General features: G+C 46.4%; 30 protein-coding genes. 16 read left to right on the top strand and 14 right to left on the bottom strand.

Annotated features, from left to right (window positions below; all coding sequences use genetic code 11):
• Positions 1-29 precede the first annotated feature (29 nt).
• The gene (locus tag B5D50_RS14575) at positions 30-1,139 is read right to left on the bottom strand and encodes a tyrosine-type recombinase/integrase (RefSeq protein ID WP_078923389.1); all 1,110 of its coding nucleotides are present in this window, start codon (positions 1,137-1,139) and stop codon (positions 30-32) included.
• On the bottom strand, positions 1,136-1,354 hold the full coding sequence (locus B5D50_RS14570; protein WP_078923388.1) for a hypothetical protein: 219 nt from the start codon (positions 1,352-1,354) through the stop codon (positions 1,136-1,138). Before B5D50_RS14570 ends, B5D50_RS14575 begins: the two co-directional genes overlap by 4 nt.
• Before the next feature lie 140 nt (positions 1,355-1,494).
• Here B5D50_RS14570 and B5D50_RS14565 point away from each other — a divergent pair, with 140 nt between their 5' ends.
• The 8 genes from B5D50_RS14565 to B5D50_RS14530 all read left to right on the top strand — a co-directional run bounded on the left by B5D50_RS14565 (position 1,495) and on the right by B5D50_RS14530 (position 10,848).
• Positions 1,495-2,586: a hypothetical protein gene (locus tag B5D50_RS14565; RefSeq protein WP_078923387.1), complete on the top strand. Its 1,092-nt coding sequence runs from the start codon at positions 1,495-1,497 to the stop codon at positions 2,584-2,586.
• Between the two features lie 62 nt (positions 2,587-2,648).
• Positions 2,649-2,867 carry a hypothetical protein gene (locus tag B5D50_RS14560; protein ID WP_078923386.1) on the top strand — a complete coding sequence of 73 codons (219 nt, stop codon included), beginning with the start codon at positions 2,649-2,651 and terminating at the stop codon, positions 2,865-2,867.
• Positions 2,864-5,350 (top strand): DUF3987 domain-containing protein, encoded by a 2,487-nt coding sequence (locus tag B5D50_RS14555; RefSeq protein WP_078923385.1) that lies wholly within the window; start codon positions 2,864-2,866, stop codon positions 5,348-5,350. The genes B5D50_RS14560 and B5D50_RS14555 overlap by 4 nt, the downstream gene beginning before the upstream one ends.
• Before the next feature lie 4 nt (positions 5,351-5,354).
• Complete coding sequence (locus tag B5D50_RS14550) at positions 5,355-5,612, top strand: hypothetical protein (protein ID WP_078923384.1); 258 nt, start codon at positions 5,355-5,357, stop codon at positions 5,610-5,612.
• A complete protein-coding gene (locus B5D50_RS14545) occupies positions 5,606-7,000 on the top strand; it encodes a DEAD/DEAH box helicase (RefSeq protein ID WP_078923383.1) in 1,395 nt (464 codons plus the stop codon). The genes B5D50_RS14550 and B5D50_RS14545 overlap by 7 nt, the downstream gene beginning before the upstream one ends.
• A 925-nt stretch (positions 7,001-7,925) precedes the next feature.
• Positions 7,926-8,444 carry a ProQ/FINO family protein gene (locus tag B5D50_RS14540; protein ID WP_078923382.1) on the top strand — a complete coding sequence of 173 codons (519 nt, stop codon included), beginning with the start codon at positions 7,926-7,928 and terminating at the stop codon, positions 8,442-8,444.
• Between the two features lie 25 nt (positions 8,445-8,469).
• Positions 8,470-10,125, top strand: a complete 1,656-nt coding sequence (locus tag B5D50_RS14535; protein WP_078923381.1) for an RNA-binding domain-containing protein — start codon at positions 8,470-8,472, stop codon at positions 10,123-10,125.
• A gap of 399 nt (positions 10,126-10,524) precedes the next feature.
• A complete protein-coding gene (locus B5D50_RS14530; RefSeq protein ID WP_078923380.1) occupies positions 10,525-10,848 on the top strand; it encodes a hypothetical protein in 324 nt (107 codons plus the stop codon).
• Positions 10,849-10,855: 7 nt separating this feature from the next.
• On the opposite strand, the gene B5D50_RS20860 is transcribed toward B5D50_RS14530, so the two are convergent.
• Positions 10,856-11,050 carry an Arc family DNA-binding protein gene (locus B5D50_RS20860; protein WP_407701253.1) on the bottom strand — a complete coding sequence of 65 codons (195 nt, stop codon included), beginning with the start codon at positions 11,048-11,050 and terminating at the stop codon, positions 10,856-10,858.
• Positions 11,051-11,170: 120 nt separating this feature from the next.
• Here B5D50_RS20860 and B5D50_RS20370 point away from each other — a divergent pair, with 120 nt between their 5' ends.
• The 7 genes from B5D50_RS20370 to B5D50_RS14495 all read left to right on the top strand — a co-directional run bounded on the left by B5D50_RS20370 (position 11,171) and on the right by B5D50_RS14495 (position 15,510).
• Positions 11,171-11,335 carry a hypothetical protein gene (locus B5D50_RS20370; protein ID WP_159448647.1) on the top strand — a complete coding sequence of 55 codons (165 nt, stop codon included), beginning with the start codon at positions 11,171-11,173 and terminating at the stop codon, positions 11,333-11,335.
• Between the two features lie 111 nt (positions 11,336-11,446).
• Positions 11,447-11,830, top strand: coding sequence for a hypothetical protein (locus B5D50_RS14520; protein ID WP_078923378.1), 384 nt, complete (start codon positions 11,447-11,449; stop codon positions 11,828-11,830).
• Positions 11,827-12,747, top strand: a complete 921-nt coding sequence (locus B5D50_RS14515) for a replication protein (RefSeq protein ID WP_078923377.1) — start codon at positions 11,827-11,829, stop codon at positions 12,745-12,747. Before B5D50_RS14520 ends, B5D50_RS14515 begins: the two co-directional genes overlap by 4 nt.
• Entirely contained in the window at positions 12,744-12,995 is a 252-nt protein-coding gene (locus B5D50_RS14510) for a hypothetical protein (protein WP_078923376.1), read from the top strand. The genes B5D50_RS14515 and B5D50_RS14510 overlap by 4 nt, the downstream gene beginning before the upstream one ends.
• Before the next feature lie 10 nt (positions 12,996-13,005).
• Complete coding sequence (locus B5D50_RS14505; RefSeq protein WP_078923375.1) at positions 13,006-14,598, top strand: hypothetical protein; 1,593 nt, start codon at positions 13,006-13,008, stop codon at positions 14,596-14,598.
• Positions 14,586-14,780 carry a hypothetical protein gene (locus tag B5D50_RS14500; RefSeq protein ID WP_078923374.1) on the top strand — a complete coding sequence of 65 codons (195 nt, stop codon included), beginning with the start codon at positions 14,586-14,588 and terminating at the stop codon, positions 14,778-14,780. Before B5D50_RS14505 ends, B5D50_RS14500 begins: the two co-directional genes overlap by 13 nt.
• Before the next feature lie 187 nt (positions 14,781-14,967).
• Positions 14,968-15,510: a recombinase family protein gene (locus B5D50_RS14495; protein ID WP_078923373.1), complete on the top strand. Its 543-nt coding sequence runs from the start codon at positions 14,968-14,970 to the stop codon at positions 15,508-15,510.
• A gap of 664 nt (positions 15,511-16,174) precedes the next feature.
• On the opposite strand, the gene B5D50_RS14490 is transcribed toward B5D50_RS14495, so the two are convergent.
• From B5D50_RS14490 to B5D50_RS14460, 7 genes are all read right to left on the bottom strand, one after another.
• On the bottom strand, positions 16,175-16,369 hold the full coding sequence (locus B5D50_RS14490; RefSeq protein WP_078923372.1) for a hypothetical protein: 195 nt from the start codon (positions 16,367-16,369) through the stop codon (positions 16,175-16,177).
• Entirely contained in the window at positions 16,357-17,889 is a 1,533-nt protein-coding gene (locus B5D50_RS14485) for a hypothetical protein (RefSeq protein ID WP_078923371.1), read from the bottom strand. The genes B5D50_RS14490 and B5D50_RS14485 overlap by 13 nt, the downstream gene beginning before the upstream one ends.
• A gap of 10 nt (positions 17,890-17,899) precedes the next feature.
• Positions 17,900-18,211, bottom strand: coding sequence for a hypothetical protein (locus tag B5D50_RS14480; protein WP_078923370.1), 312 nt, complete (start codon positions 18,209-18,211; stop codon positions 17,900-17,902).
• Positions 18,211-19,857, bottom strand: coding sequence for a replication endonuclease (locus B5D50_RS14475; protein WP_078923369.1), 1,647 nt, complete (start codon positions 19,855-19,857; stop codon positions 18,211-18,213). Before B5D50_RS14475 ends, B5D50_RS14480 begins: the two co-directional genes overlap by 1 nt.
• Positions 19,854-20,063, bottom strand: coding sequence for a hypothetical protein (locus B5D50_RS14470; RefSeq protein ID WP_078923368.1), 210 nt, complete (start codon positions 20,061-20,063; stop codon positions 19,854-19,856). The genes B5D50_RS14475 and B5D50_RS14470 overlap by 4 nt, the downstream gene beginning before the upstream one ends.
• Positions 20,060-20,443: a hypothetical protein gene (locus tag B5D50_RS14465; protein ID WP_078923367.1), complete on the bottom strand. Its 384-nt coding sequence runs from the start codon at positions 20,441-20,443 to the stop codon at positions 20,060-20,062. Before B5D50_RS14465 ends, B5D50_RS14470 begins: the two co-directional genes overlap by 4 nt.
• Positions 20,444-20,554: 111 nt before the next feature.
• Entirely contained in the window at positions 20,555-20,719 is a 165-nt protein-coding gene (locus B5D50_RS14460) for a type 2 periplasmic-binding domain-containing protein (protein WP_143594373.1), read from the bottom strand.
• 115 nt (positions 20,720-20,834) lie between these two features.
• Between B5D50_RS14460 and B5D50_RS14455 the strand changes: the two genes are divergently transcribed.
• Entirely contained in the window at positions 20,835-21,068 is a 234-nt protein-coding gene (locus B5D50_RS14455) for an Arc family DNA-binding protein (protein WP_078923365.1), read from the top strand.
• Positions 21,069-21,075: 7 nt separating this feature from the next.
• On the opposite strand, the gene B5D50_RS14450 is transcribed toward B5D50_RS14455, so the two are convergent.
• The 4 genes from B5D50_RS14450 to B5D50_RS14435 form a co-directional block, all read right to left on the bottom strand.
• A complete protein-coding gene (locus B5D50_RS14450) occupies positions 21,076-21,399 on the bottom strand; it encodes a hypothetical protein (RefSeq protein WP_078923364.1) in 324 nt (107 codons plus the stop codon).
• A gap of 306 nt (positions 21,400-21,705) precedes the next feature.
• Positions 21,706-22,038, bottom strand: a complete 333-nt coding sequence (locus tag B5D50_RS14445) for a DUF5615 family PIN-like protein (RefSeq protein ID WP_078923363.1) — start codon at positions 22,036-22,038, stop codon at positions 21,706-21,708.
• Positions 22,035-22,262, bottom strand: coding sequence for a DUF433 domain-containing protein (locus B5D50_RS14440; protein WP_078923362.1), 228 nt, complete (start codon positions 22,260-22,262; stop codon positions 22,035-22,037). Before B5D50_RS14440 ends, B5D50_RS14445 begins: the two co-directional genes overlap by 4 nt.
• A gap of 48 nt (positions 22,263-22,310) precedes the next feature.
• Positions 22,311-22,832, bottom strand: coding sequence for a ProQ/FINO family protein (locus B5D50_RS14435; protein ID WP_078923361.1), 522 nt, complete (start codon positions 22,830-22,832; stop codon positions 22,311-22,313).
• Positions 22,833-22,982 lie beyond the last annotated feature (150 nt).

The following is a 22,982-nucleotide window of genomic DNA, read 5'->3' as shown; positions in this document are numbered from 1 at the left end:
GGTATTTTCTGAAGCTTAGGGGGTAGTTGCTATCCAGCAGGTTCAAATACTTCCATTTTTGTGTTGTAACGCTCTCGCATGGCTTCGCTGCGGTGACCCGCAATTCGCTTGTTTTTCGCATCAGATACTCCCTTAGACTTGAGTAAATGCAAGTGCCAATACATAACTTCTAACCCACGTGCTTTCATTTTTTGTTTGAGTCGTTGCATAGCACTGTCCAATCCAGATCGGGTGAGGGGTTGTCCATCACGAGACAGTAGTAGTGGCGGGTCTATGGGTAAGATTTTATGTTGCTTGTGGCGAGTGATGGCGGATTGATAAGCATCGCGCAAGCGTGGTGACCAGAGGATAAGGTTACTTTTGCTACCTTTGGTACGCTTGATATAAATACCTTCGCTAGTGCAGTCACTTACCTTGATATTTAGCACCTCAATCCCACGGGTAGCAGTCAAGTAAGTGAGTTCAAATACAATGGGTAAAATGCTGTGTTCATCTTCGCTGGCAATACTGATTTGTTGCTGGTACTCAAGATCGGTGACATAACGCAGATTAGGCGTTTCTTTCAACTTTTTTAGGCCAAGTAGCGGATTATGTTCAATGCCTATTCCTGTCAGATTATTCACAGCCCATGATAATGCAGAACTGATTAGACTGATTTCACGATTAGTTTGTGCTTCACCTTTTTGCCCGGCTTGTTGACGTTTCTTGTAGCGACTTTCCTTAATCTGGTTGAAAAGCGGCTTGCTAATATGGATTAGGTGCAGGTTGCCTAGTTGATCCTCATTACCATTTATTTCCAGTGGGTGATCCAGAATCAGTAGCAAGCTAACATCGCGCTTACGTGTATTGACGGCCAACTCACGATACTGACGGCTACGCATGTATTCATTAAGCACCCAACGCAAGGTGTGAGTTTTAGCAGCGTGTGTTTTTTCGAGTGTACTTTTCGCTTGGAGATAGGTTCGCATGATGGCGTCAATATCATCGCCCACTTTACCCAATAGTAGTGGTGGTGCTAAACGCCCTTTGCGGTCTACTTTAATATCAGCGGTGCGATTTTCAAAGCGAATATAAGGTCGCCAAACAACACGACCATTGGCTACTTCTACAGCGGGGATGGGGTATTTTCGTTTTTTCATAAGACTTTGATGTTTAAGGGTTGATCGGGTGCTTTATCAGGCAGGTGCTGGCCTACAGGTAACCCCATACTATGGTTTAGTGCCGCCTCCGTTGTAAATGGTTTGCCAGATTTGCCAAGAATAAAGCGGACTCCAGCACGCTCCAGACGTGCCGCAACATCGGCAGGGTGTGAGCCGCCAAATTGTTGCTTTAATTGTTCATAATCAATAATCATGAGAGTAGCTTATTTACCCCCTACCCCTAGGGGGCTAGCACTTTATAATATTTTTGCGCTTAGGCTGATCACCGAAAACTGGAGTCCTTACCCCGGCTGGCGCAAATTTTTATGGTAAGGTGAACAAGTAAGGGGTTCTTATGACAGTGATTTGGGACAGTAATGAGCTGTTTTCAATGAGTGAGGCTGTCGCAGCCATCGAAGAATATGGTGGAGAAGCGTGGCAAATAGAAGATGTATTCAGTGCGGCACTGATGGGGAGGGTGAGTTTATTGTGTAGGGCTGATCGAGTGGGGGTGGTTAAATTTATTCCAGATCGGCCAATAGATGATTCAGAGACTACTCATGATAGTGAGACGTTATTTCTGGATAAACAACCCTCCGAGGGTGAATATTCAGGTTATTTTGACCCCATAGCTGATGAGTCAGGGAAACATTATTTAAAAGCGCTGATCAGAGGAGAGCAGCCAATACAGGGGATTAGGCGGTTTATTGCACACGGTGATGATGATAACGACTGCTTGACTGCGTGGAGTGGTGAGGGTGTTAGACCGTCTATTGAGGATTTCTATATACAGGGACTTCATTTATCCTTGCTGATTGCTAACTTGATTCAGCGTAATCAGTACCACTATGTGAGTATCTTTGTAGCGGCAGAGCTGATGGCAATAGCTGAGGGTGAGAAGTGGCTGAAGCCACGTTCGCGCTTTGGCAGTATACACAGTCAATACCATACCTCACGGATAGTGCAGGCAGCACAACAAGGCGCATTCCCGATTTGGAAAAAAAAGCTAAACGGCTACTGGTATTGTCAGTGGGGTAAGGATGTTTATTCAACCAGTCAGGTACTGGTCACAGATATTGAGCGTCATTTTGGACTGACATTGCCCCTAGAAAATCGCAGTTTGACGTTGGAAACTTTAAATGCTTTTCTGAACGATAAGGATGCATTAGCTGGATTATTTGCTCCTAGTAAGCAGCCACCAACGCCTACTTATGTAATCGGTGTGCGGAAAATCTATAAATTCATTATAAATAATGTTGCCCCTGACTTTGATTTTTCCACTTTCGATATGGATAAAGTGGAAAAGATCGCGGGATATGATACACAAGGAATGCTTGACGCTATAAATCCGATCAGTGGAAAAGATCGAACTCTTGCATCGTTTAAGCGTGATTGTTTGCAAAAAGCCAGTTTTATATTCAAAAAATTAGCCAAAAAGCCTAGTTAAAAAAGGTTTGCCCCCTACCCCTAGGGGGTTTTGATGATGGCGCTTTTTAAAAGGAGCGCCAAATGAAAAACGATGTAATCCGACTGCGAGTAGCACTATCCGATGTGTTTGAGTGGGCAGTTATTCATACTCGAAGCGAGTTGTCGCCCGAAGCTTGGGCAGAAGTAAGGCAGGGATTTGCAGGGATCAAGCAAATTCTTGAGGAACATTTAGCTGCTCAAAGCTTAAGAAGGCGGTACAAACTAGGTGAAGTCTTAGCAGTATTGGAGAGCGGTGAATGAATCTTACTGACTCGAATCCAAAACTGCTTGCTGGATCACCCAATCTGCGGCCTACGCCTGAATCCAGCAACATTATCTTAGCAGTAGCCTTGTGGTTTGCCAGTCAGGGGAAACCTGTATTTCCAGTTCGTAAAAATCTCAAAACACCCGCGTGTAAATGGAAGGAGGTGGCCACCACTGATGAGGCTCAAATAAGGCAGTGGTTTGGTGGTTCTAGAAAATATAACTTAGGTGTGGTTTGTGGCCCCAAGGGGGCGATCAGGAGCTTGATCGTTTTTGACGTGGATATGAAGCATGGCAAGAACGGGAAAGCGTCGCTCGAAAAGCTAGGAAAACTTTTGGGCAAGTTACCACCGACTCTCACTACTGATACTCCGGGGCTGGGGGAGCATCAGTATTTTTGGATAGACGCGAGTAAATACCTGATTAAGAACAGTGTTGAAGGTATTGGTGAAGGTATTGATATTCGTGCCAATGGTGATGGTTATGTTGTAGGAGTGGGGTCACATCTTGAGGCGGATGCGGATGACACTGGAAGGCAAGCCACTGGGGATTATGCGTTTGCAAACAAGCTGCCGATTGCTGAATTGCCTCCAGCATGGTGTGAGTTTTTAGCAAAAAAATCTGAACCTCACAAACCCACAGTACAGTACAAAACAAGCCCTCCACGGCAAGAGTACCAAGACGAAGATTTACAATCGGCCTTAAATTTTCTCGACGCGGCGGATAGTGCTACTTGGGAAGCGGTTATGTTTAGTCTGAAAGGTAGCTATGGCGATGCGGGGTATGCCCTGTTTGATAGCTGGAGTTTGACAGCACCTGATCACTATAACGCGAAAGAGAATCGGAAACGTTGGGATAGCGTCAAAAACGCTACAAAGACGAAAGCAAGTGTCTTTCAAATGGCGCAAGACAAGGGCTGGAAAAATCCAGCCAAAGGTCAGACAGTACGTTCTAATACTTCCCTTACTTCCTTTACATCACAAAAAAGCACAGTACACCCAGCAAAAAACTATCCACCGCAGCTTTTGCCGGACAGTTTACCTCCGGTTCAGGCATTTGATTTGGATTGGTTGCCAGATGAGTTGGGGGCGTGGGTACAAGACACTGCGCGTCGAATGTCTACCCCTGTTGATTATATAGCTATGCCTTTGTTGGTAACCCTTGCTGGAGTTATTGGACGTAAGGTGGCTATTCGACCTATGGAGTTTGATCACTGGACAGTTGTAATCACTTTGTGGGCAGTCATGATTGGTCGACCTTCTTTGAAAAAGTCCGCTGGTATTAGTGCTGCATTAAGTTTTCTGCAAACTTTGGAGGCTAAGGAGCGAGCTATTTATCAGCAGCAAGTAGAGCAGTATAGCTATGAGCTAGAACTCGCTGCTTTGCAAAAAGAAACTATTAAAGGCGAAGTCAAAAAGTCACTAAAAAATAAACAAGCCGTCAGTGCCAGTGAGTTGCAGGTGGATGCACCTGATAAACCGATCCAGCGGCGTTATCTGATCAATGACGTGACGATGGCTGCTTTATTGCAAGTGTTACAGGATAACCCCAACGGCCTGACGGTATCGCGGGATGAAATTGTAGGCTTTCTAAAAACTTTGGACTCAGAAGGAAATACGGGATTACGCGAGTTACTGCTGGAGGCATGGAATGGCAATGCGAGTTTTAATACTGATCGTGTTGCACGAGGGAAAGATTTATTTGTAGAAGGGGTTTGCTTATCGGTATTGGGCGGAACGCAGCCGGGCAAGTTAGCAGCTTACTTAAAATCGGCGGTCAAAGGTGGGGCTAGTGATGATGGATTGATGCAACGCTTTAATCCTATTTGGCCAGACGCTGTTCCTTATGAAGGGATTGATGAGCCGCCTAATAAGCTACTGAAAACGGCAGTACAAAAGATTTTCAATCGCTTGGATACGCTGACCACTGAGTCTGTCGAAGCCATTCAGGAGATTGATGAGGACGGGCAAGCAGATGGCTTGCCTTATTTGCGATTTGATTATCAAGCACAAGCTTTATTCAAGGATTGGTTGTTCAACCACGAAACTCGGTTAAGAGCAGGTGATTTACATCCAGCAATGGAGTCGCATTTAGGTAAATATCCTAAAACGCTAGTGACCCTTGCACTGATTTTACATTTGGTTGAAGTAGGACATGGTGCAGTAGGGGAAATCTCCTTACTACGTGCCATAGGCCTAGTCGAATACTTGGAGAGTCATGCTAATCGTGCTTATGCCAGCATTTCAATGCCGGATGTGGATTCTGCCAAGCAAATATTAAATAAACTCAAGTCAGGACAGTTATCGAATCCGTTCAAAGCCCGCGATATTTATTCAGCAGGATGGACAGGGTTAGATCGTGAAACGACTACCGCAGCTCTAGAGTTATTGCAGGAATACCGCTGGCTTGATGCTGAGGAGCTAGAAACGGGTGGCAGGCCTACCACGGTTTACTATCTGAACCCATTGGTGGGGGGGTAGTGTTATGGACTATCAAACCCGATTAAAAAGCTTGCTCAAGGTGCGAAGCGAGCAAGCTGCATCCACACTCCCCACAAAACTAACTGCCTTGGAGCGACTGCGCCAAGCAAATGCAGCGGTGGGAATACCGCTGGTGGAGCTATTGCAGTGGTATCAAGATGATTTGACAGCGATAGAAACTGATCCAGAACTGACAGATAGCAAATTAATAGCCTATGTGCAGGATTATGCTAAGCGTCGGCGAGGAGAGCAAACATGCTAGTAGTTAGTATGGATAGTATGCTTCACCTCAAATCAAAGGATCAGGGTAATGCAATCATTCGGCAAGCTTGTCGTGATAATACGTATGAAACGCCAAAACGAGAGAAACCGGCCGGAAAAGCCTATAAGTATCTTTACCGATGGGATAGTGCAGGGGTGCATTTTCCTCGTGGGTATGCAGGGGAATTCTTCAGGCAGTTTCCTACCTTGTATTCACAAATGGAAGATAGTCGCAGCATTGCACCAGCAGCTATACCCGCGCTTCAAGGCATCATCCTACGTGACTATCAACAGCGTGCTGTGGATGTGATAGGAAAGCTTGATCAAGGCATCATCGAAGCCCCGACGGGAGCGGGAAAAACAATTATTGGACTCAGTTTGATGCATAAGGCACAACAACGTGTGTTGGTTTTAGTACACAACAAAGCTTTGTTGCAGCAATGGCAGCAAGTGATCAGAACGTTATTAGGGATTGAGGCGGGAGTGATCGGTGATGGTCAATGGCACGAGGGCGAACAGATCACAATTGCTGTTATTCAGACGTTGGTGAAACGCTTTGATCAACTACCCAGCCTTGGACGAGGGTATGGACTGCTGATGGTTGACGAATGCCATCATATACCTGCTAACACCTTTAGTGCTGTGGTGAATGAGCTACCGTGTAAATACCGTTTTGGGTTGACAGCGACCCCTTGGCGTAATGATGGCTTGCATGAAATTATTGCGCGTTATATCGGGCGTAATCTAGTGAAAATATCGGCGGGTGAGGTTGAGCAATCGGGCGGTATTGTGGGGGCGCAGGTGGTGCGGGTGCATGTCGGGGGCTGTGATAGCGATTGGGTGGATGACTATGAGAACCATGAGGATTATCGCTATCATGAATTTGTTACAGACTTGGTATTGTGTGAGCGCCGCAATGAAATGATTATGCAGTTGGCTACTGAACAAGCTTGGCATACACCAACCTTAATTCTCACTGATCGAATTCAACATGCTGAAGCACTATGTCAGATGAGTCCAGAGGCGGTATTAGTGCATGGTGGCTTAGGAAAAAAGACCCGCGAACAAGCAATGCAAGCGATGGCACGAGCGGATTTGAGTGTTGGCACATTTGGTACTTTAGGCGAAGGGGTCGATGTTGCACGGTGGGGCAGTTTAGTGTTGGCGTTGCCTACTGGGAGTCGGGCGCGAGTTTTGCAGGCACTAGGTCGGGTTTTACGCGCCTCTGAAGGAAAGCAATCCGCGTTGGTCTATGATATTTGTGATATGCATCCTTTTGCGGAAAAGAACATGGGCAAGCGCCTAGCGATTTATCGAGAGCGCGGTTATTCAGTTAGAGAGCTTGTAGATTATGTAGAAGGTTCACAGGTTGATGAATGCCTTTTGTAGGTTTTGTGGATTCGTCGATAGCATTTTTTCCGAGGAAATTACATTTAAAACTTAGTTTTGGGGGAGTTGATTGCTACCCAACAGACCTTTTGTAGGTTTTGTGGGTTCGTTGATAGCGTGTTTTCCAAGAAAATTACATCTAAAACTTAGGTCTTGGAGGGTTGACCGCGCCCCTAACAGACCTTTTGTAGGTTTTGTGGGTTCGTTGATAGCGTATTTTCTGAAAATTTAGAGGGCAGTTCTTAGCGGTGTGTTTGACTTTTCTGAAAAACTACCAGAGTATTGAAAGTAGTCTACTAACTAGTGGAAGCTATTCTCTTTCCTTTAATCTTTTGATTAAGAAAAATATCTTTGAATTTCAGGCACTTGTTCGGGTTTGCGGTTGGCTACGCTGAGTAACGCTTTTACAAATAGAGAACCACTAAAATTTTTAAAATGCCTCTTCGATGAACTTACAAAACCTACAAAAGCCTAGTCTGGGTTGAAGGGTAGAATAAGTGAGCCACACCCACTTATTCACCCTGATAGATAGTTGCCCACAATAGGAGGCACTTTAGTGACTAAGACAATGAGGTCTAATCAAGGCTGGTGAATACCGAAGTATTTGTTTTGGCTAAGGCGAAGGTAGGAGTGGTTTAAATACGGGATTTTCCCGTATTGAGTTCTGCTAAACTGAGCACAACGTATGAAGGTAGCCGTTAAGCATGACTGATCAATCACGCAAAACCCTGAGCACTCAACAAAACCTTGTGTTTAGTAAGCAAAACGCCGCACTGAACCCGACACAGCAACCTTGTAGAACCTGTGAGCATTACCAGAACGGATGGTGTTCAGTTGAGGGCGATGTGCTACCCCATTGGACGGGCTGTATAGTTTGGCAGTTAAGAAATACTCATAGCGCAAGGTATGAAGGAGTCCGTTAAGCATGAACGATCAACCGCGCAAAACCCTGAGCATTAAGCCCAAGATAGAGCAAGCCTCTATACTCAATCAAGAAACTAAGACCGTTTTACGGGGCAATAAACGCATCATCAAACGTGAGCAAGTGCAGGCCAATGCTTTAGCCAAACTCAAGGCCAAAGTACCCGCGAAAAAAACCAGTAAACCGCGCAAAACTGCCCCTAAAAAGCCTTTAGTCGCGCCCTCAGCTATTCGCATGGACAACTTGAACGCGGCGCTGAATGCCTTTGTGGTGTGGCGTGAACATCAGCCATTGGCGCTGGGCATTGAGCGGCAAATCTTCCAATTGATTGCACAGCAGAACTTAAGTGCCTCTAAGCGGGTGGTGCAGAAGTTGCTGTATCAGCATACGCACCAACGCCATTATTTGTTGAAAGTGGGTCAAGGCGGGGCGCGGTTTAATTTGGATGGTTCAGCGGGTGGGGTGGTTTTACCAGAAGAAAGTAAACACACCAGCTTTGTTTTAGCCAAACAATTAAAATAAATGATATTAACGAGCATGCACAGCTATGAATGAATCTATAGAGATAATCCTTGATCATCTGTTATCGGTTACAGCAGAAAGTGAAATAGTTGAATTTAAAGAAGCAAAAAATCAATTTGATAGCAATGAGTTGGGGAAATATTTTTCAGCACTTAGCAATGAAGCAAATCTAAGGGGTTTAGAAAGCTCATGGTTGGTAATGGGGGTAAGTAATACTCGGAAGATTGTAGGAACTGCCTATTTAAGCAGTCTAAAATTGATTAATGAATGTAAAGCCAGCATTGCTCAACATACAACTGGAAGAATTACTTTCCGTGAAATTCATGAGTTTATTCATCCTTCTGGTCGGATATTATTGTTTCAGATTCCTAACGCACCTAAGGGCTTTCCTATTGCTTGGAAAGGACATTATTATGGTAGAGATGGTGAGCAACTAAATGCTTTGAATTTAGAGGAAATAGAGCGGATTCGCTCCCAAAGTACCAAAGAAGATTGGAGTGCTGGCATTTGTCATGGGGCTACACTCAATGATCTATCTAAGGTAGCTATTCTTCAAGCTCGTGAAGCATTTAAGAAAAAGAACCAAAATTTAGCCAGTAATGTTGATGAATGGGATGATGTAATATTTTTAAATAAAGCTAAAATTTTAATTAATGGCAAGGTTACTAGAACAGCAATCTTATTGCTTGGTTTACCTGAGTCGGAGCACTTCATCAGTCCTGCTATTGCCAGAATCTCTTGGATATTAAAAAACAAAGATAATGAACCTAAAGATTATGAGCATTTTACCTGCCCTTTTCTATTATCTGCTCAATCTGTTTTTAATAAAATTCGTATTCTGAAGTATAGGTATATGCAGGAACACTCTTTGTTTCCCGAAGAAGTTGATCAGTACCATCCTTATCTAATTCGTGAAGCATTAAATAATTGTATTGCACATCAGGATTACTCTTTAGCTGGAAAAATCAATGTTATAGAAAATGAAAATGATTGCTTGGTTTTTTCTAATCAGGGAAGTTTTATTCCAAGAAGCATTGATGCTGTTATTAGAGCAAATGCTCCAGAATCTATTTATAGAAATCCTTTTCTCTCAAACGCAATGGTCAATCTAAACCTAATTGATACTATTGGTAGTGGTATTCGTAGAATGTTTACTATTCAAAGGGAAAAGTTTTTTCCATTACCAGAATACGACCTCGATAATGAACGAGTTGAAGTAACGATTACAGGCAAAATTTTAGACTTAAACTATGCTAAAAAGCTTGCTCAAAAACCAAGCTTAAAGCTTGAAGATATTATTTTGTTAGATAAAGTTCAAAAACATAAGCGGCTTACTGATACAGAAATCAAGTATCTTAAAAAGCATAAACTTATTGAAGGACGGAAGCCTAATTTTCATATTTCATCTAGTGTAGCAGCAGCTACTGGCCAGCAAGATACTTATATGAAGATGCGGGGGCTAGACGATAGCTACTATAAAAAACTGATTCAAGAGTACCTAACGAAATTTGGACATGGTAAGAGAGCCGACTTTGATAACTTGCTCTTAGACAAACTTCCTAGCTCTTTAGACGAACAGCAAAAGCTGAACAAGGTTAAAAATATACTACAAGACCTTAAAAATCAAAAAGTTATAAAACTATCTAAAAATAAAACATGGATTTTAGAGCAAGATTCTTAGACTAAATTAGACTAAAGTTAGACGAAGTGTTTAAAAAATAGCCAATCCATGTGATTAACTTATATAAGGAATACTGCTTCTTCCTAGCCCTCACTATCATATTGAAATAATTTCAACTTAATCCGCCATTCATTGAAAACATTTCAGCGCAAAAAAGCAGCGTTCAGCGTACTCTAAAAATACAAATTGATTCGGGACTCATATACCCACGTAAGGCGGCAAACACCGCCCACAGCATGGCGGTTTTTTTATACCTGTATCATGCCCACTTTGGCGGTTTCGTCGGGTGTGCGTGGACTACAAAACCGCTTAGCGGGAATAAGCGCGTCGTTTCCTTACGGACGATATGAACACCCGGCAATCTGTGCCAACTCATAGAAAACGTAAGAGGTACACACGATGCAAGCTGCATTCAGCGCGGGCTTATTGCGCCCCCACGCCGTTGGCCTAAACCGCCACACTTCACCCACTATTCAACGATTCCCGACTCCACACGGCTATTTAGCCCTGCACCAACAGCAGGTCTTAGCTTGGGTATTCCCCGGCGTATGCCGCAGCCGTCACCAAACCGATCACTTTGTTGATGTGGCTTATATCAAGCCTACCCAGTCGATTTATGGCAACCCCAACGGCCTGATGCTGGACACCGAAACCTTTGACACCTCTGCGCAAGCCTTGGCCTTTGTGCGTACCTTGGCGCAAGGTGGGGAGGTGCAAGTATGAGCGCTGCTTACCCTTTGCCTGCTTTGGCGAGTTCTTCTCTGATGACTTCTCTCAGTCGTTCCTCAGATACACAGTTGCTTAAGCCTGTACTCGTCAAGGCTTGTTCAAGGCGTGCGGTTATCTCAGCGTTCAAGGTTCTATTGTTGGCCTTGGCTGATTCTTCTATCAGTGCTTTCAGGTCGGGCGAAAGCCTGATTTTCATTTGAGGATAGTCACGTACTGATTCCATATAGAACATTTTGAACCATTGTGGTGTTGACAGCAATAAACCACGGTGGTCTAATCAAATACAAATGAACCACGGTGGTTCTGAGGTTGGAAGATGATAGAAGCAGGAAAAAAACGTTTCAGCATTGGTTTAGAGCCTAGCTTGCTGGAATGGGTGAAAAAGAAGGCACTTCAAGAACGGCGCTCAGTCGCTGGAGTGATTAGCGAAATCGTTAGACAAGCCAAGGAGTCGGAAGAGCAACAGAAAATAAAGGAGTAGAAACGAAAACGCCCCCAACGAGTGGAGGCGCTTAAGGGCTTATCGAGTCTTCGACCACTCTTTAAGCCTTGCTAAATACACTAACTCTCTAATTTGAAAGGAACTAGCGATATGAATACTAGCAAACTCTCTGCACCTGCACTAGACACCTCTAGTGACTCACCGAATGCCGTTGATCAGATTGATCAAAAGCTGGATCAACTGACCGCCCTGCTGAATGTGGCCCGTTGTGGGGATTTCGCCCTCTATGACACGACGACCCAGAATAATTATCTATGGATTTGCCATGAATTAGCCTGTGAGATCACAGTGTTGATGGAGGCAGAGTCACCAGCGGTGTTAGCAAAACTCACCGCACTGCTGAGCGTTGCCCTTTGCGATGATTTCGCCAGCTATAACGCCCAGACCCAGAATAATTATATGTGGACTTGCCATGAATTCGCCTGTGAGATCAGGCGGCTGATGGATGCTGAAACGGTGGGGGTGTCCGTATGAGCAGTTTATCGCGTGATTTGATTGATGCAGCCTTGGCGGCGGATTTGTCCAAGAATGAATACAAAGTCTTCCTTGCTTTGTTCCGTCAAACCCTCTGTTATGGCAAAGCCTCCGACCCCTTGACCCTCAAACGCTTAGCGGATTTAACGGGGATTCGTAAAGATCGACTCGCTCAAGCGGTGCAAGGCGTGATCACTAAGGGATTATTTGAGGCCACTGAGCACAAAATCTTCGATACCCTTTATGCTATTGGTGGTCAGTTCTTGAATGCAGCGGCTGTGCCTTTTTTTGCACCTCACCTCCCAGTGAACGGAAAGAGTTCCCCAGTAACAGAAACGGTTTCTGAAATTCGGGAGGATTTACCCGAAAGTCGGGTACATACATCTATACACCTTACACCATTAACCACTACTTCATTCACCCCACAACCTACCCAAACAAAAATCGAAGCCAGCGAAAAGGCCGCTGTGGTGGTGAGTGGTGATTTGAATAGTTTGCCCTATCCTGAAAGTTTCACCTCCAGCGAGTGCCAACAGGCCGCCCGTTGTTTGGATGGTTTGCATCCTGAATTAGCGAGTGATTGTTTGCAGCTTCTCAAGCTTGGTCTACTGTCGGGGCGCGTGAAATCGCCGTTGGCTTATTTAAACCAATTGGGCAAGGCCGCACGAGCGGGTCAGTTAGATCGCTCCCAGCTCGTACCTTCAAGTTCTGCACCGACGGCTGAAGCACGGGATCAACGTCCAGTATCAACAGAACAGCGCTATCGTTTGCAGATCTTAGCGGCGGATATTCAAGCCCTAGATCGGCTTCAAGCCCTTGCTGGCTGTCCGCTGGACGCAAGTACCCAAGCGCACCGCCAAACGCTAGTGAGTGAATTTAAGGCTTTAAAAGCTCAGCTACAGGAGAACGCAGCATGAACCACAGTTTATCCACTCACCTGCCCTTACTGGTTAAATTCACCGCCTTCGCTGCTTTGGCGTGGGCAGTGCTGAAGGTTGTATTGATTGCGAATACTTACGGTGCTTTAGTCGCTTTGGTCTTCGCCGGGCTTCACCTACCCTTTTGCTTGTTCAGTACGCTATTTGTGCTATGGCTGTTTGACCTGCATCAAGGCTTCGGTTTCTTGGCGCTCTTCAGTGCTTTGCTCAACGCTGTGTTGATTTAGGAGGTACATCATGTCCGTGAAAAATACACAACTCGACATTATGCAGCGCAAGCTAGAACAACACCGAACCCATGAAGAACGTGGCTTATTGCTGTTGAAATTAGGCTTCCTGCTGACCTTCTTACTGTACTTACTGTTCAATCAACATCTGTACTTAGGTGATGCACTCTCGTGGAGTGCTTACTTCAAGGATGCGGCTTCCATCTTTGGCTTCACCTTCACGGTGTCGATTGTGGTCTTGATGGCCTTATTCCTCAGTTGGGTCAAACACCATGCCTATCTGCACTTCGGCTTCTTTGGCAGTGTGGCTTTAGTGGTGAGTACGGTTATAGGCTTTGCATTGTTCGCTGAGTTCTTTAGTTCAAGCGCTAATCAGGACGTGAAGGCCAGCGTACTCTTGGAGCGCAATAGTGCTTATCAAGCGACCCTCACCAATGAAGGTAGCAGTTCAAGTGCAGTGAATACAGGCTTGATTACATCCATCGCCAACGCAGAGCAAAAGCTGGCCCGTTGTGAGGAAAATCTAAAGCTTGGCAAAGAAAAGCACTGTAACGGTGACCGTGCCAAAGTTGCAGCCTTGAGAAGCTCAGAACAATCCGCGAATCAGGCACAAGCGAATGCCAGTATAGAGCGCGACAAGCTCAAATATGAGCGACAGGACGCGCTCAAGGCAGAGTCTTATAATCCGGTCATCATTACCCTTGCGCGTGCTCTAGCTGGCGAAAATGGCGATTATAAAGACTATCTCAAAACCGCCGTAGTGTTCATTACCCTCTTCGTGGCGGTCTGCTTTGAAATCCTGCACCACTTCCTGAGTAAAGGTCATCGCGCATCAATGGCCGCGATTGAGGATTTAGAGCTAGCCCTTGCCAAATACAGCGCACAACCTGAACCCGTCCTGCCCTCTGCACCGACTCACGTGCAGCCGATCACTGAACCGAATAAGCAGCCTATTGGGTTCGGTTTCCCCCAAGCAGCTCCCAGTGTGGCCCACGGTGAAAGTAAGCCGATGCTGTTCAAGTACCAAGCGCAAGCCGAACCGAAATCGGCTTTGACTAAACAAGGGTTTATGGGCTTTTTAAATCCTCATCAAACAACCAGCAAACAGCTAAGCCCTGTGGCTAGCCAATTGCTGAGCCAAACGAGTCCAATCATCAAACAACCCACAAACAAGCTAGGTACTCAGGAAGAACAGCTTCCCTTACCGGATTTTGGCCGTTTTAAATCACGTCGGGATACCTTCGCTAGCCCTGCTTTGAGTGACTCTGAAACCCTTAGAGAACCCTTAGCTAAGGGTCAAGAAAGTGCTTTTAGTGAAACCAATTCAAATACCCTTAGAGAACCCTTAGCTAAGGGTGCAGATGGCCTCTATGGTGAATGGGTGAGTGCGGTTAATGCTAAGCAATGCAAACCATCCGTAGAACCAACTTGGAGCTGGATTCAAAAGCGGATTAGCAACAAAGAGACGGGTAGTCGTACCCATGACCGTACCCGCATTAGCCACATGCAAAAAGCCTTTTTTGCTCGTGCCATGAAAGAGGGCTTGATGATTGAAAATCCGAATTACAAAAACGGAGGTAAAAAATACTTATGGATTGCTTAAACACATCAACACAAAACCAGATGATTTATTACTGGCTCGATGGTTATTGGATTACCGACAAGGAAGAGGCGGAACTAATGGATAGTATTAACGCCTTCGGAAGTCTGCACCAAGTAGTAGAACTACCAGTGAATGCAAATATTGATCAAGAGGTCAGTCGCTTGTTAAAACAGGTTGCTTAGGCTTGGAAAGAGCGGGTCACAGTCACCCGCTTTTCTTTTTGTGTCCATCCCTACAGTGTCTATTAATTTATAAATTAGTAGACAGTCAAAAATACACCTTTTTTAGTATCTAATATATCGTATTTTGCCAATTTATAGACTATAATTCCATTATTCGATTTAATAGACATTTTTAAGAGGTGAAACCATGCGTGTTTTTGGATATGCCAGAGTGAGCACCAGCCAACAATCATTAGACGTTCAAATTAAGGCATTAAAAGCTGAAGGGGTGGAAGATCATCGCCTATTCACCGATAAGGCCACAGGCAGCAATACAGAGCGCTCGGGGTTAGATGCACTGCGAAATAAGATAGAAAAAGGTGATCTAATTCTTGTTAAAAAATTAGACCGCTTAGGACGTGATACCGCCGATATGGTGCAATTGATCAAAGAGTTCGATCAACAAGGCGTAGCAGTACGTTTTCTTGATGATGGAATTAGCACAGAGGGCGCGATGGGTCGTATGGTGGTCACCATTTTAGCGGCTGTTGCCGAGGCCGAACGTGCCCGAATCCTAGAGCGTACTAATGAGGGTAGGTTAGAAGCTAAAAACAAAGGTATTCAGTTTGGGAGGAAGCCACATATTGACCGTGAAAAGCTCAAGGCTTTACATCAAGCGGGTAAGGGAGCAACCGAAATAGCTAAGGAAATGGGGATAGGTCGATCTACGGTCTATAAGCTGCTTAATTAGCAGGGAAGTATATATCTAGGAGCTGGAGATGAAGGATTAAGCAATCAAATATCTTAAAAAGCTAGGGATTTCTTGTTGATGAATAAGATTTTGTACCACTCACTCCTTAAGGGTATGTGATGACAACTCCCTGATTAGTCTTATATTTATATTCTGTTGTTAAGGAGTGATTTTAAATTTAACTATATGATTATAAAGAAATTAAGAAAAGACTTTTAATCAGGTGGTCATGCGTTCGAATCGCATACGACCCACCACCTTTAAAGCCTTGTAAATGAATAGTTTACAGGGCTTTTTGCTTTTTGGGGTGTTCGATTTTTTAGGCGAAAATGCTAAAAGGCTGTTTCGGAGTCCACTAGGGAGTCCACTGATTGAGTGGCTAGAGCTGCTTAAGAATGAACATTAAGGCGCTTTTAGCTTGCAGACGCTTTCCCGCACTGTATGCGGTCAAGCATCTTGGCTGAGCGTGTTTTAGTCAGTTTGCCGTGAATATGAACCTCTTCAGACTCCCGTTGGTCGCTGGCTAGATCGGTGGCTACAAGGCTACCCTTCGGTGTCTAGACTGCTTTAGATCGGTTTTATGGATGGATACCGTGGCTAGAACCGCGCCCTTTCAGCGTCAAGACTGACTCACAGCCTAGCCAGCCTTGACGGGGCAAGGTTTTTAACTCAGCAAGCGCCTCACCTCTACCTCAACATCCGCCCCCAAGGGCAATTCAGCGACTTGATGCAGACTGCCAAAGGCGTTGATGCTATCCATCAACTCGGCCTCTTCCTTGTCCGTGATCCAATAACCATCTAACCAGTAGTAGATGCTGTGGGTCGTGGGTACAGCGTTTAGGTTATTTAAGCGATCCATAAATATTTCTTACCTCCATTGGTGTAGTTCGGGTTTTCAATCATCAAGCCCTCTTTCATCGCACGGCTGAAAAAGGCCTTTTGCATGTGGCTGATGCGGGTACGGTCATGGGTTCTACTTCCGGTCTCTTTGTTACTAATGCGCTTTTGAATCCATGTCCATGTAGGTTCTACCGATGGCTTGCATTCACCTGCTTTAACCGCCTTCACCCATTCGCCATACAAACCACTATCACCCTTAGCTAAGGGTTCTCTAAGGGTTGCTGAAGTGGTTTCGTTTAAAGCGCTGTCTTGACCCTTAGCTAAGGGTTTACTCAGGGTTTCCGACTCACTCAAAGCAGGGCTAGCAAACACATCTCGCCGCGCTTTAAAACTGCCAAAATCCGGCAAAGGTAGCTGTTCTTCCTGAGTACCTAAGCGGGGTGACGGGCTGGATGGCTTGGCAACCGCTGGAAAAGTGAAGCCTATCGGATGAGGCGCTTTGGTTTCCGGTTCTACCTGCACTTGGTACTTGAACAGCACCGACTTGTTTTCACTATGGGCGGTACTGGGTGCAGTAGACGGGAAACCAAAACCCATCGGCTGCTTAGTCGGCTCAGTGAGGGGCTGCACTGTAGCCAAGGCAGAAGGAAGGACAGGTTCAGGCTGTGCACTGTATTTAGCGAGTGCTAGTTCCAAATCCTCAATCGCGGCCATTGATGCGCCATGACTTTTACTCAGGAAGTGATGGAGGATTTCAAAGCAGACCGCTACAAACAGGGTGATGATGACCACAGCAGTCTTGAGATAGTCCTTATAATCGCCCGACTCACCCGCTAGAACACGTGCCAGCGTGAGGATAACCGGATTATAAGCCTGTGCTTTGAGTTCGTCTTGGCGCGCATATTTGAGCTTATCACGCTCTATATTGGCCTCAGCTTGGGCTTTATTCGCGGATTGCTCGGAGTTTCTAAGGGCTTCGACCTTGGCACGATCACCATTGCAGTGTTTTTCTTTGCCTGCTTTGAGATTTTCCTCACAGCGGGCTAGCTTTTGCTCTGCGTTGGCGATGGATGTAATCAAGCCTGTATTCACTGCACTTGGACTGCTCGCTTCATTGGTAATGGTCGCTTGATAGGCGCTATTGCGCTCCACCAAGACACTGGCTTTCACATCCTGATTCGCGCTTGAACTGAAGAATTCAGCGAACAATGCAAAGCCTATAACCGTACTCACGACTAAAGCCACACTGCCAAAGAAGCCGAAGTGCAGATAGGCATGGTGTTTGACCCAACTGAGGAATAAGGCCATTAAAATCACGATCAACACCGTGAAGGTGAAACCAAAGATCGAGGCCGCATCTTTAAAGTAAGCACTCCATGAAAGGGCATCCCCCAGATAGAGATGCTGGTTGAACAGCAAGTACAGTAAGAAGGTCAGCAGGAAGCCCAATTTCAACAGCAATAAGCCGCGCTGTTCATGGCTGCGATGCTGGTCTAGTTTGCGCTGCATAATGTCGAGTTGCGTATTTTTTACGGACATGATGCACCTCCTAAATCAACACAGCGTTTAAGAGCGTGCTAGCCAAGGCTAGAAAACCTATCGACTGATAGTGCTCAAAGAACCACAGCACGAAAAGCGTACTGAATAGGCAAAGAGGCAGGTGCAGGCCAGCGAATACCAAGGCCGACAAGAAACCGAATTGCTCAGCAATGAACACCCCTTTCAACAGTGCAAAAGCAAATGCAGCGAAGGCGGTGAATTTGACGGCATAAGGTAAAGCAGCGATAAAGTTAAACGCAACGCTAGGCAGGGCGCGGCTTGCGGCATCTTTTCCGTTTTCAGAGGTGATAGAGGTATTCATTAGGCAGCCTCCCTCAGTAGGGGTTGCGTACAGTTATTAACAGAACTCCAAGGGGAAGAAAGCAGGCTAGCCGCCTGCAAAAAATCCACAGCCGCTGCCAAGACAGCAGAGCTGCGAATCACCGAAGTATCCGCTCCTTCATCCGACTCACCCGCCGCCGCCGCTTTTGGCTGAATCGTCCATTCCTTAGTGCGAGTGATCGTGATTGCACCGACACAATCCAGCCCCTTGGTACGCTTCACCGTTTCACCGTAGCGGCTGGCTTTCAGTGCACCCGTGGTCATATCCACGGACTCGATGCTCCACAGCTGAATGGGTTGACACTTACGCTCTAGGGTTGCGCCCCCTTGCACCTTGAGGTAGTTCGCCCACTGACCGCTATCGGCTGCTAACCGTGCCTGTTCTAATAAACCCTCCACCGCGTGTTCCATTCGCCGCAATTCCCGCCAGACCCCGACCGCTGCACCGCCAATCTGTTGAAACTGGCGAATCCCCCACACACTCGACCACGCCCGCACTCGTTGCGCGCTGTTATCGGCTTCCACACCCGCCTCTGAATCGCTATCCATACCAAAGCCATCAATATTCTTACTGATGTATTTAGCAATATAACCCGTAGCACTACCGCGCTGTGAGTCAATCACAAGTGCCTCAAAGCGATGCTCAGCCGCGCCCGCTTCTTGCCCCTCTTCTAAGAAGGCGTAATGTTTCAAAGCCGCTGTGACGGCTAATTGATGCTCAGGCTGCATGAACAGCAGGATATGCCAGTGGGGTGTTCCATCATGATGGGGTTCTGCCACGCGGAAACCATAGACATTCATCCCTTCACGTTTGAGTTTGGCACGAATCTGTGACCAGATTTTCACTAGATAGGCTTGGGCTTCGCGTGGGGTCGCGTGTTCGTATTTAGGGTTTAAGCCTTCACCGGAATAGCGGTGATACTTCGAGGGGGTAGTCAGGGTGTAGAACATCGCAACATGACCTTGTTCGCTGGCGTAATCCTCGAAGCCGCGCATTCTCACCATCAGTTCCGCACGACGCACAGCGGGATTCGCCACCGACTTCTTGAGCACGTCTAACAGATTGAGGGTATCGCCTTCATTCGAGACAGCCTCATAGTTCGCTAGAATCTCAAGGCTGGCTTGATGACGGGCTTGAATACGCGCTAAGAGTGCGGTACTAACATAAGGTTGCTGATTCTTGCGCACCAAGCCGACCTGTACCGCTAATTGCTCTTGCTGGCGGTCTTGCTGCTTTCTTAAAGCACGTGACCACCACAACGGGCAAGCCAGCCGTGCCAGTGCCGACTCATCATCTTGAGCCGTGGGGAAGGGCAGACCCACACTTTTTAATAGCGCTTCAGCCTTGGCAATACTAATGCCTTTGCCGACCCGCGCCATGCGATGGGCTTTAGAACGTAGGGTGCTATCGGATTGCACCAGTAGGCGTTTACCCGCCGTGAGTTCGACGACTGACAGCAAATACTGATTAGCCGCTTGCCGACCGCTATGCTCAAAGGCGCGCCCGTAATTGAATTGAATCGCTTGATGCAGAGACAAGGGGAGCTGGCTGAACTGTTGGTCTAACCAATATTCATCATGGGGATGATGACGAGTGGTGCTGAAGTCTTGAGCTTGAAGGTTCATGCTTGCACCCCCGCTTCATTCACACCCAAGGCTTGCAGCAAGCGCGGCATCCAATACGCCACCCGCTCCACCCGTTGGGCTTGGTTCGGTTTGCCGAAATAATCACGCGGTAGGTTGATATAGGGGCAGCAACTGCCGTCGGCTTGCGGGTTCTCGGTGTAACCTAAGACGGCTAGTCGGCGCTTTTGGTACAGTGTTGTGCTCATGCTTGCACCTCTGCCGTTTCAGCATCCATCAGCCGCCTGATCTCACAGGCGAATTCATGGCAAGTCCACAGATAATTATTCTGGGTCTGGGCGTTATAGCTGGCGAAATCCTCACAACGGGCAACGCTCAGTAGGGCGGTGAGTTTTGCTAGCACTGCCGGGGTTTCTGCCTCCATCAACACGGTGATCTCACAGGCGAGTTCATGGCAAATCCATAAATAATTATTCTGGGTCATCGTGTCATAGAGGGCGAAATCCCCACAACGCGCCACATTCAGCAGGGCGGTCAGTTGATCCAGCTTTTGATCAATCTGATCAACGGCATTCAGTGAGTCACTAGAGGTGTCTAGTGCAGGTGTAGAGAGTTTGCTAGTATTCATGTCGCTAGTTCCTTTCAAATTAGAGAGTTAGTGTATTTAGCAAGGCTTAAAGAGTGGTCGAAGACTCGATAAGCCCTTAAACGCCTCCACTCGTTGGGGGCGTTTTCGTTTCTACTCCTTTATTTTCTGTTGCTCTTCCGACTCCTTGGCTTTCCGCAACTGTCTGTTGATTTCCGCATTAATTGAGCGGTCACCCTCACGCGCTTTTTCAGCTATCCATTGTTTCAACTCAGGTTCTAGGCGCATTGGGTATGGCTTCGGTTGGCTTTTATTCATAATCCTTACTCTATCTATTAGATAGGAAAACAGCATAGGATAATTAAATTAAAGATACAAAAAGAATCTAATGCTATCTTTGATACAAATAGATTCTTAATAGAAAATTCATCTCATGAGTAAAGAATCACAACAAGTAAACCCCTACCCGATCAGGCTCACCAAAGAGCTAAGGGAAAAGCTGGAGGCCATTGCAAAGGCCAATGGCAGATCATTGAATGCTGAAATGATTCTGCGCCTTGAATCGACACTTGAAAGCGATTCAAACGAAGCGGATATGTTAGAAAGAATGCGCCAGATTGCGCTTGAAGTGGTTCGAGAAGAACTCGCCAAAGCAGGCAAAGGGTAAGCAGCGATCATACTTCCACCTCCCCACGTTGTGCCAAGGTACGCACAAAGGCCAAAGCTTGCGCCGAGGTGTCAAAGCTTTCCGTGTCCAGCATCAGGCCATTGGGGCTGCCATAAATCGACTGGGTAGGCTTGATATAGGCCACATCAACAAAATAATCCGATTGGTGACGGGTGCGGCACACGCCGGGGAATACCCATGCTAAGACCTGCTGTTGGTGCAGGGCTAAATAGCCGTGTGGGGTCGGGAATCGGTGAATAGTGGGTGAAGATTGGCGGTTTAGGCCGAAGGTGTGGGGGCGCAATAAGCCCGCGCTGAATGCAGCTTGCATCGTGTATACCTCATGAGTTTTTTTACAGTTGGCACAAATGGCCGGGTGTCTGTAATCGTCCTCACGGAAACGACGTGCTTATTTCCGCTGCTTGCGGTCTTGTATGCTGCACACCACCCGACGAAAACCGCCAAAGGTGCATGATACAGGCATAAAAAAACCGCCATGCTGTGGGCGGTCTTGCCGCCGTGGTGGGATTACAGTCCCGAATTAATTTGTATTTTTAAAATACGCCGTTCGCTGCTTTTTTGCGCTGAAATGTTTTCAATGAATGGGGAATTAAGTTGAAATTATTTCAATAAAGCATTAGTAGACTTCCAAACAAGCAAGGTCTGGATGTTCGACAAAGATTTTCACATCGGCTTGAATGGATAAGAGGATTTCAGTGATGCGCTGCTTGGATTGATTGCCGCACTTGAGCCAAATCACTTTAGGCGGATAGCCATACAAAGCGGATAGGTCATTAAAATCACTATCCTGAGTGACCAAGATATAGCCATTATCACGCGCAAACGCCCATAACTGCTCATCTGAACGTGCATCCATACCTAATAAAGCCACCTGAGTGGATTCAGGATAAGCGCCCAGAATCGCTGGAATAATGCGCCTTGATAAATTTTCATCTAAAAATAGTTTCATGCAGCTATCAATACCTGCATCTGTTGCTCACGATGCGCTGCAAATTGTAAGCAAGCTAGAATATCCGCCGCCTCCAATTCCGGGAAATCCTCCAAAATTTCTTGGTGGCTCATACCTGACCCTAGCCATCCCAGCACATCCACAACCGCTATACGCATGCCACGAATACAGGGCTTACCGCCGCGTTTCCCAGCTTCCAATGTAATCCGCTCACTGAGTTTCATTGTTTTACCTCACTATTGGCTATCTCAACTCATTGTAGGCGCTGGCGTTCAAGTCGCCAATAACCGCCCAACATGTTCACGCTCTTCGGGCAGAATCACCCCATCCGCTGAACCATCCAAATTAAACCGCACCCCGCCTTGACCGACTTTCAACAAATAATGGCTCTGGTGCGTATGCTGATACAGCAACTTCTGCACCACCCGCTTAGAGGCGCTTAAGTTCTGCTGTGCAATCAGTTGGAAGATTTGCCGCTCAATGCCTAGCGCTAAGGGTTTGCGTTCCCGCCATACGGCAAATGCATTCAGTGCCGCATTGAGGTTGTCCATCCGAATATCTGAGGGTGAAACTAAAGGCTTCTTGGGTGCAGGTTTACGCGGTTTGTTGGGCTTTTTGGGGAGCGCCTTAGATTTTGGTTTAGCCAGTGCATAAGGCTGCACCTGTTCACGCTTAATGATGCGCTTATTGCCCCGTGAAACGGTCTTCATTTCTTGATGGAGTGTAGCGGTTTGCTCTGTAGTGGGGACAGTCTTTGGCTTAATGCTCAGGGTTTTGCGCGGTCTGTCGGTCATGTTGTTTACTCGTGCTTGGTGTCGAGATTTTCCCTTGAGGGTCTTTTGGTTGAAGTCTATCCTAATTTCAGATCAATCCGTTACTCAGCGTTACCCAAACCGCTAGCCTTCCTTATACTGTATGCAATCGACCCCTGAATACCAAGCAGG

Origin of the sequence: Thiothrix eikelboomii, assembly GCF_900167255.1 — a bacterium.
In the GTDB taxonomy this organism is placed as follows: Bacteria; Pseudomonadota; Gammaproteobacteria; order Thiotrichales; family Thiotrichaceae; genus Thiolinea; species Thiolinea eikelboomii.
This window is presented reverse-complemented; position numbering and strand designations above follow the sequence as displayed.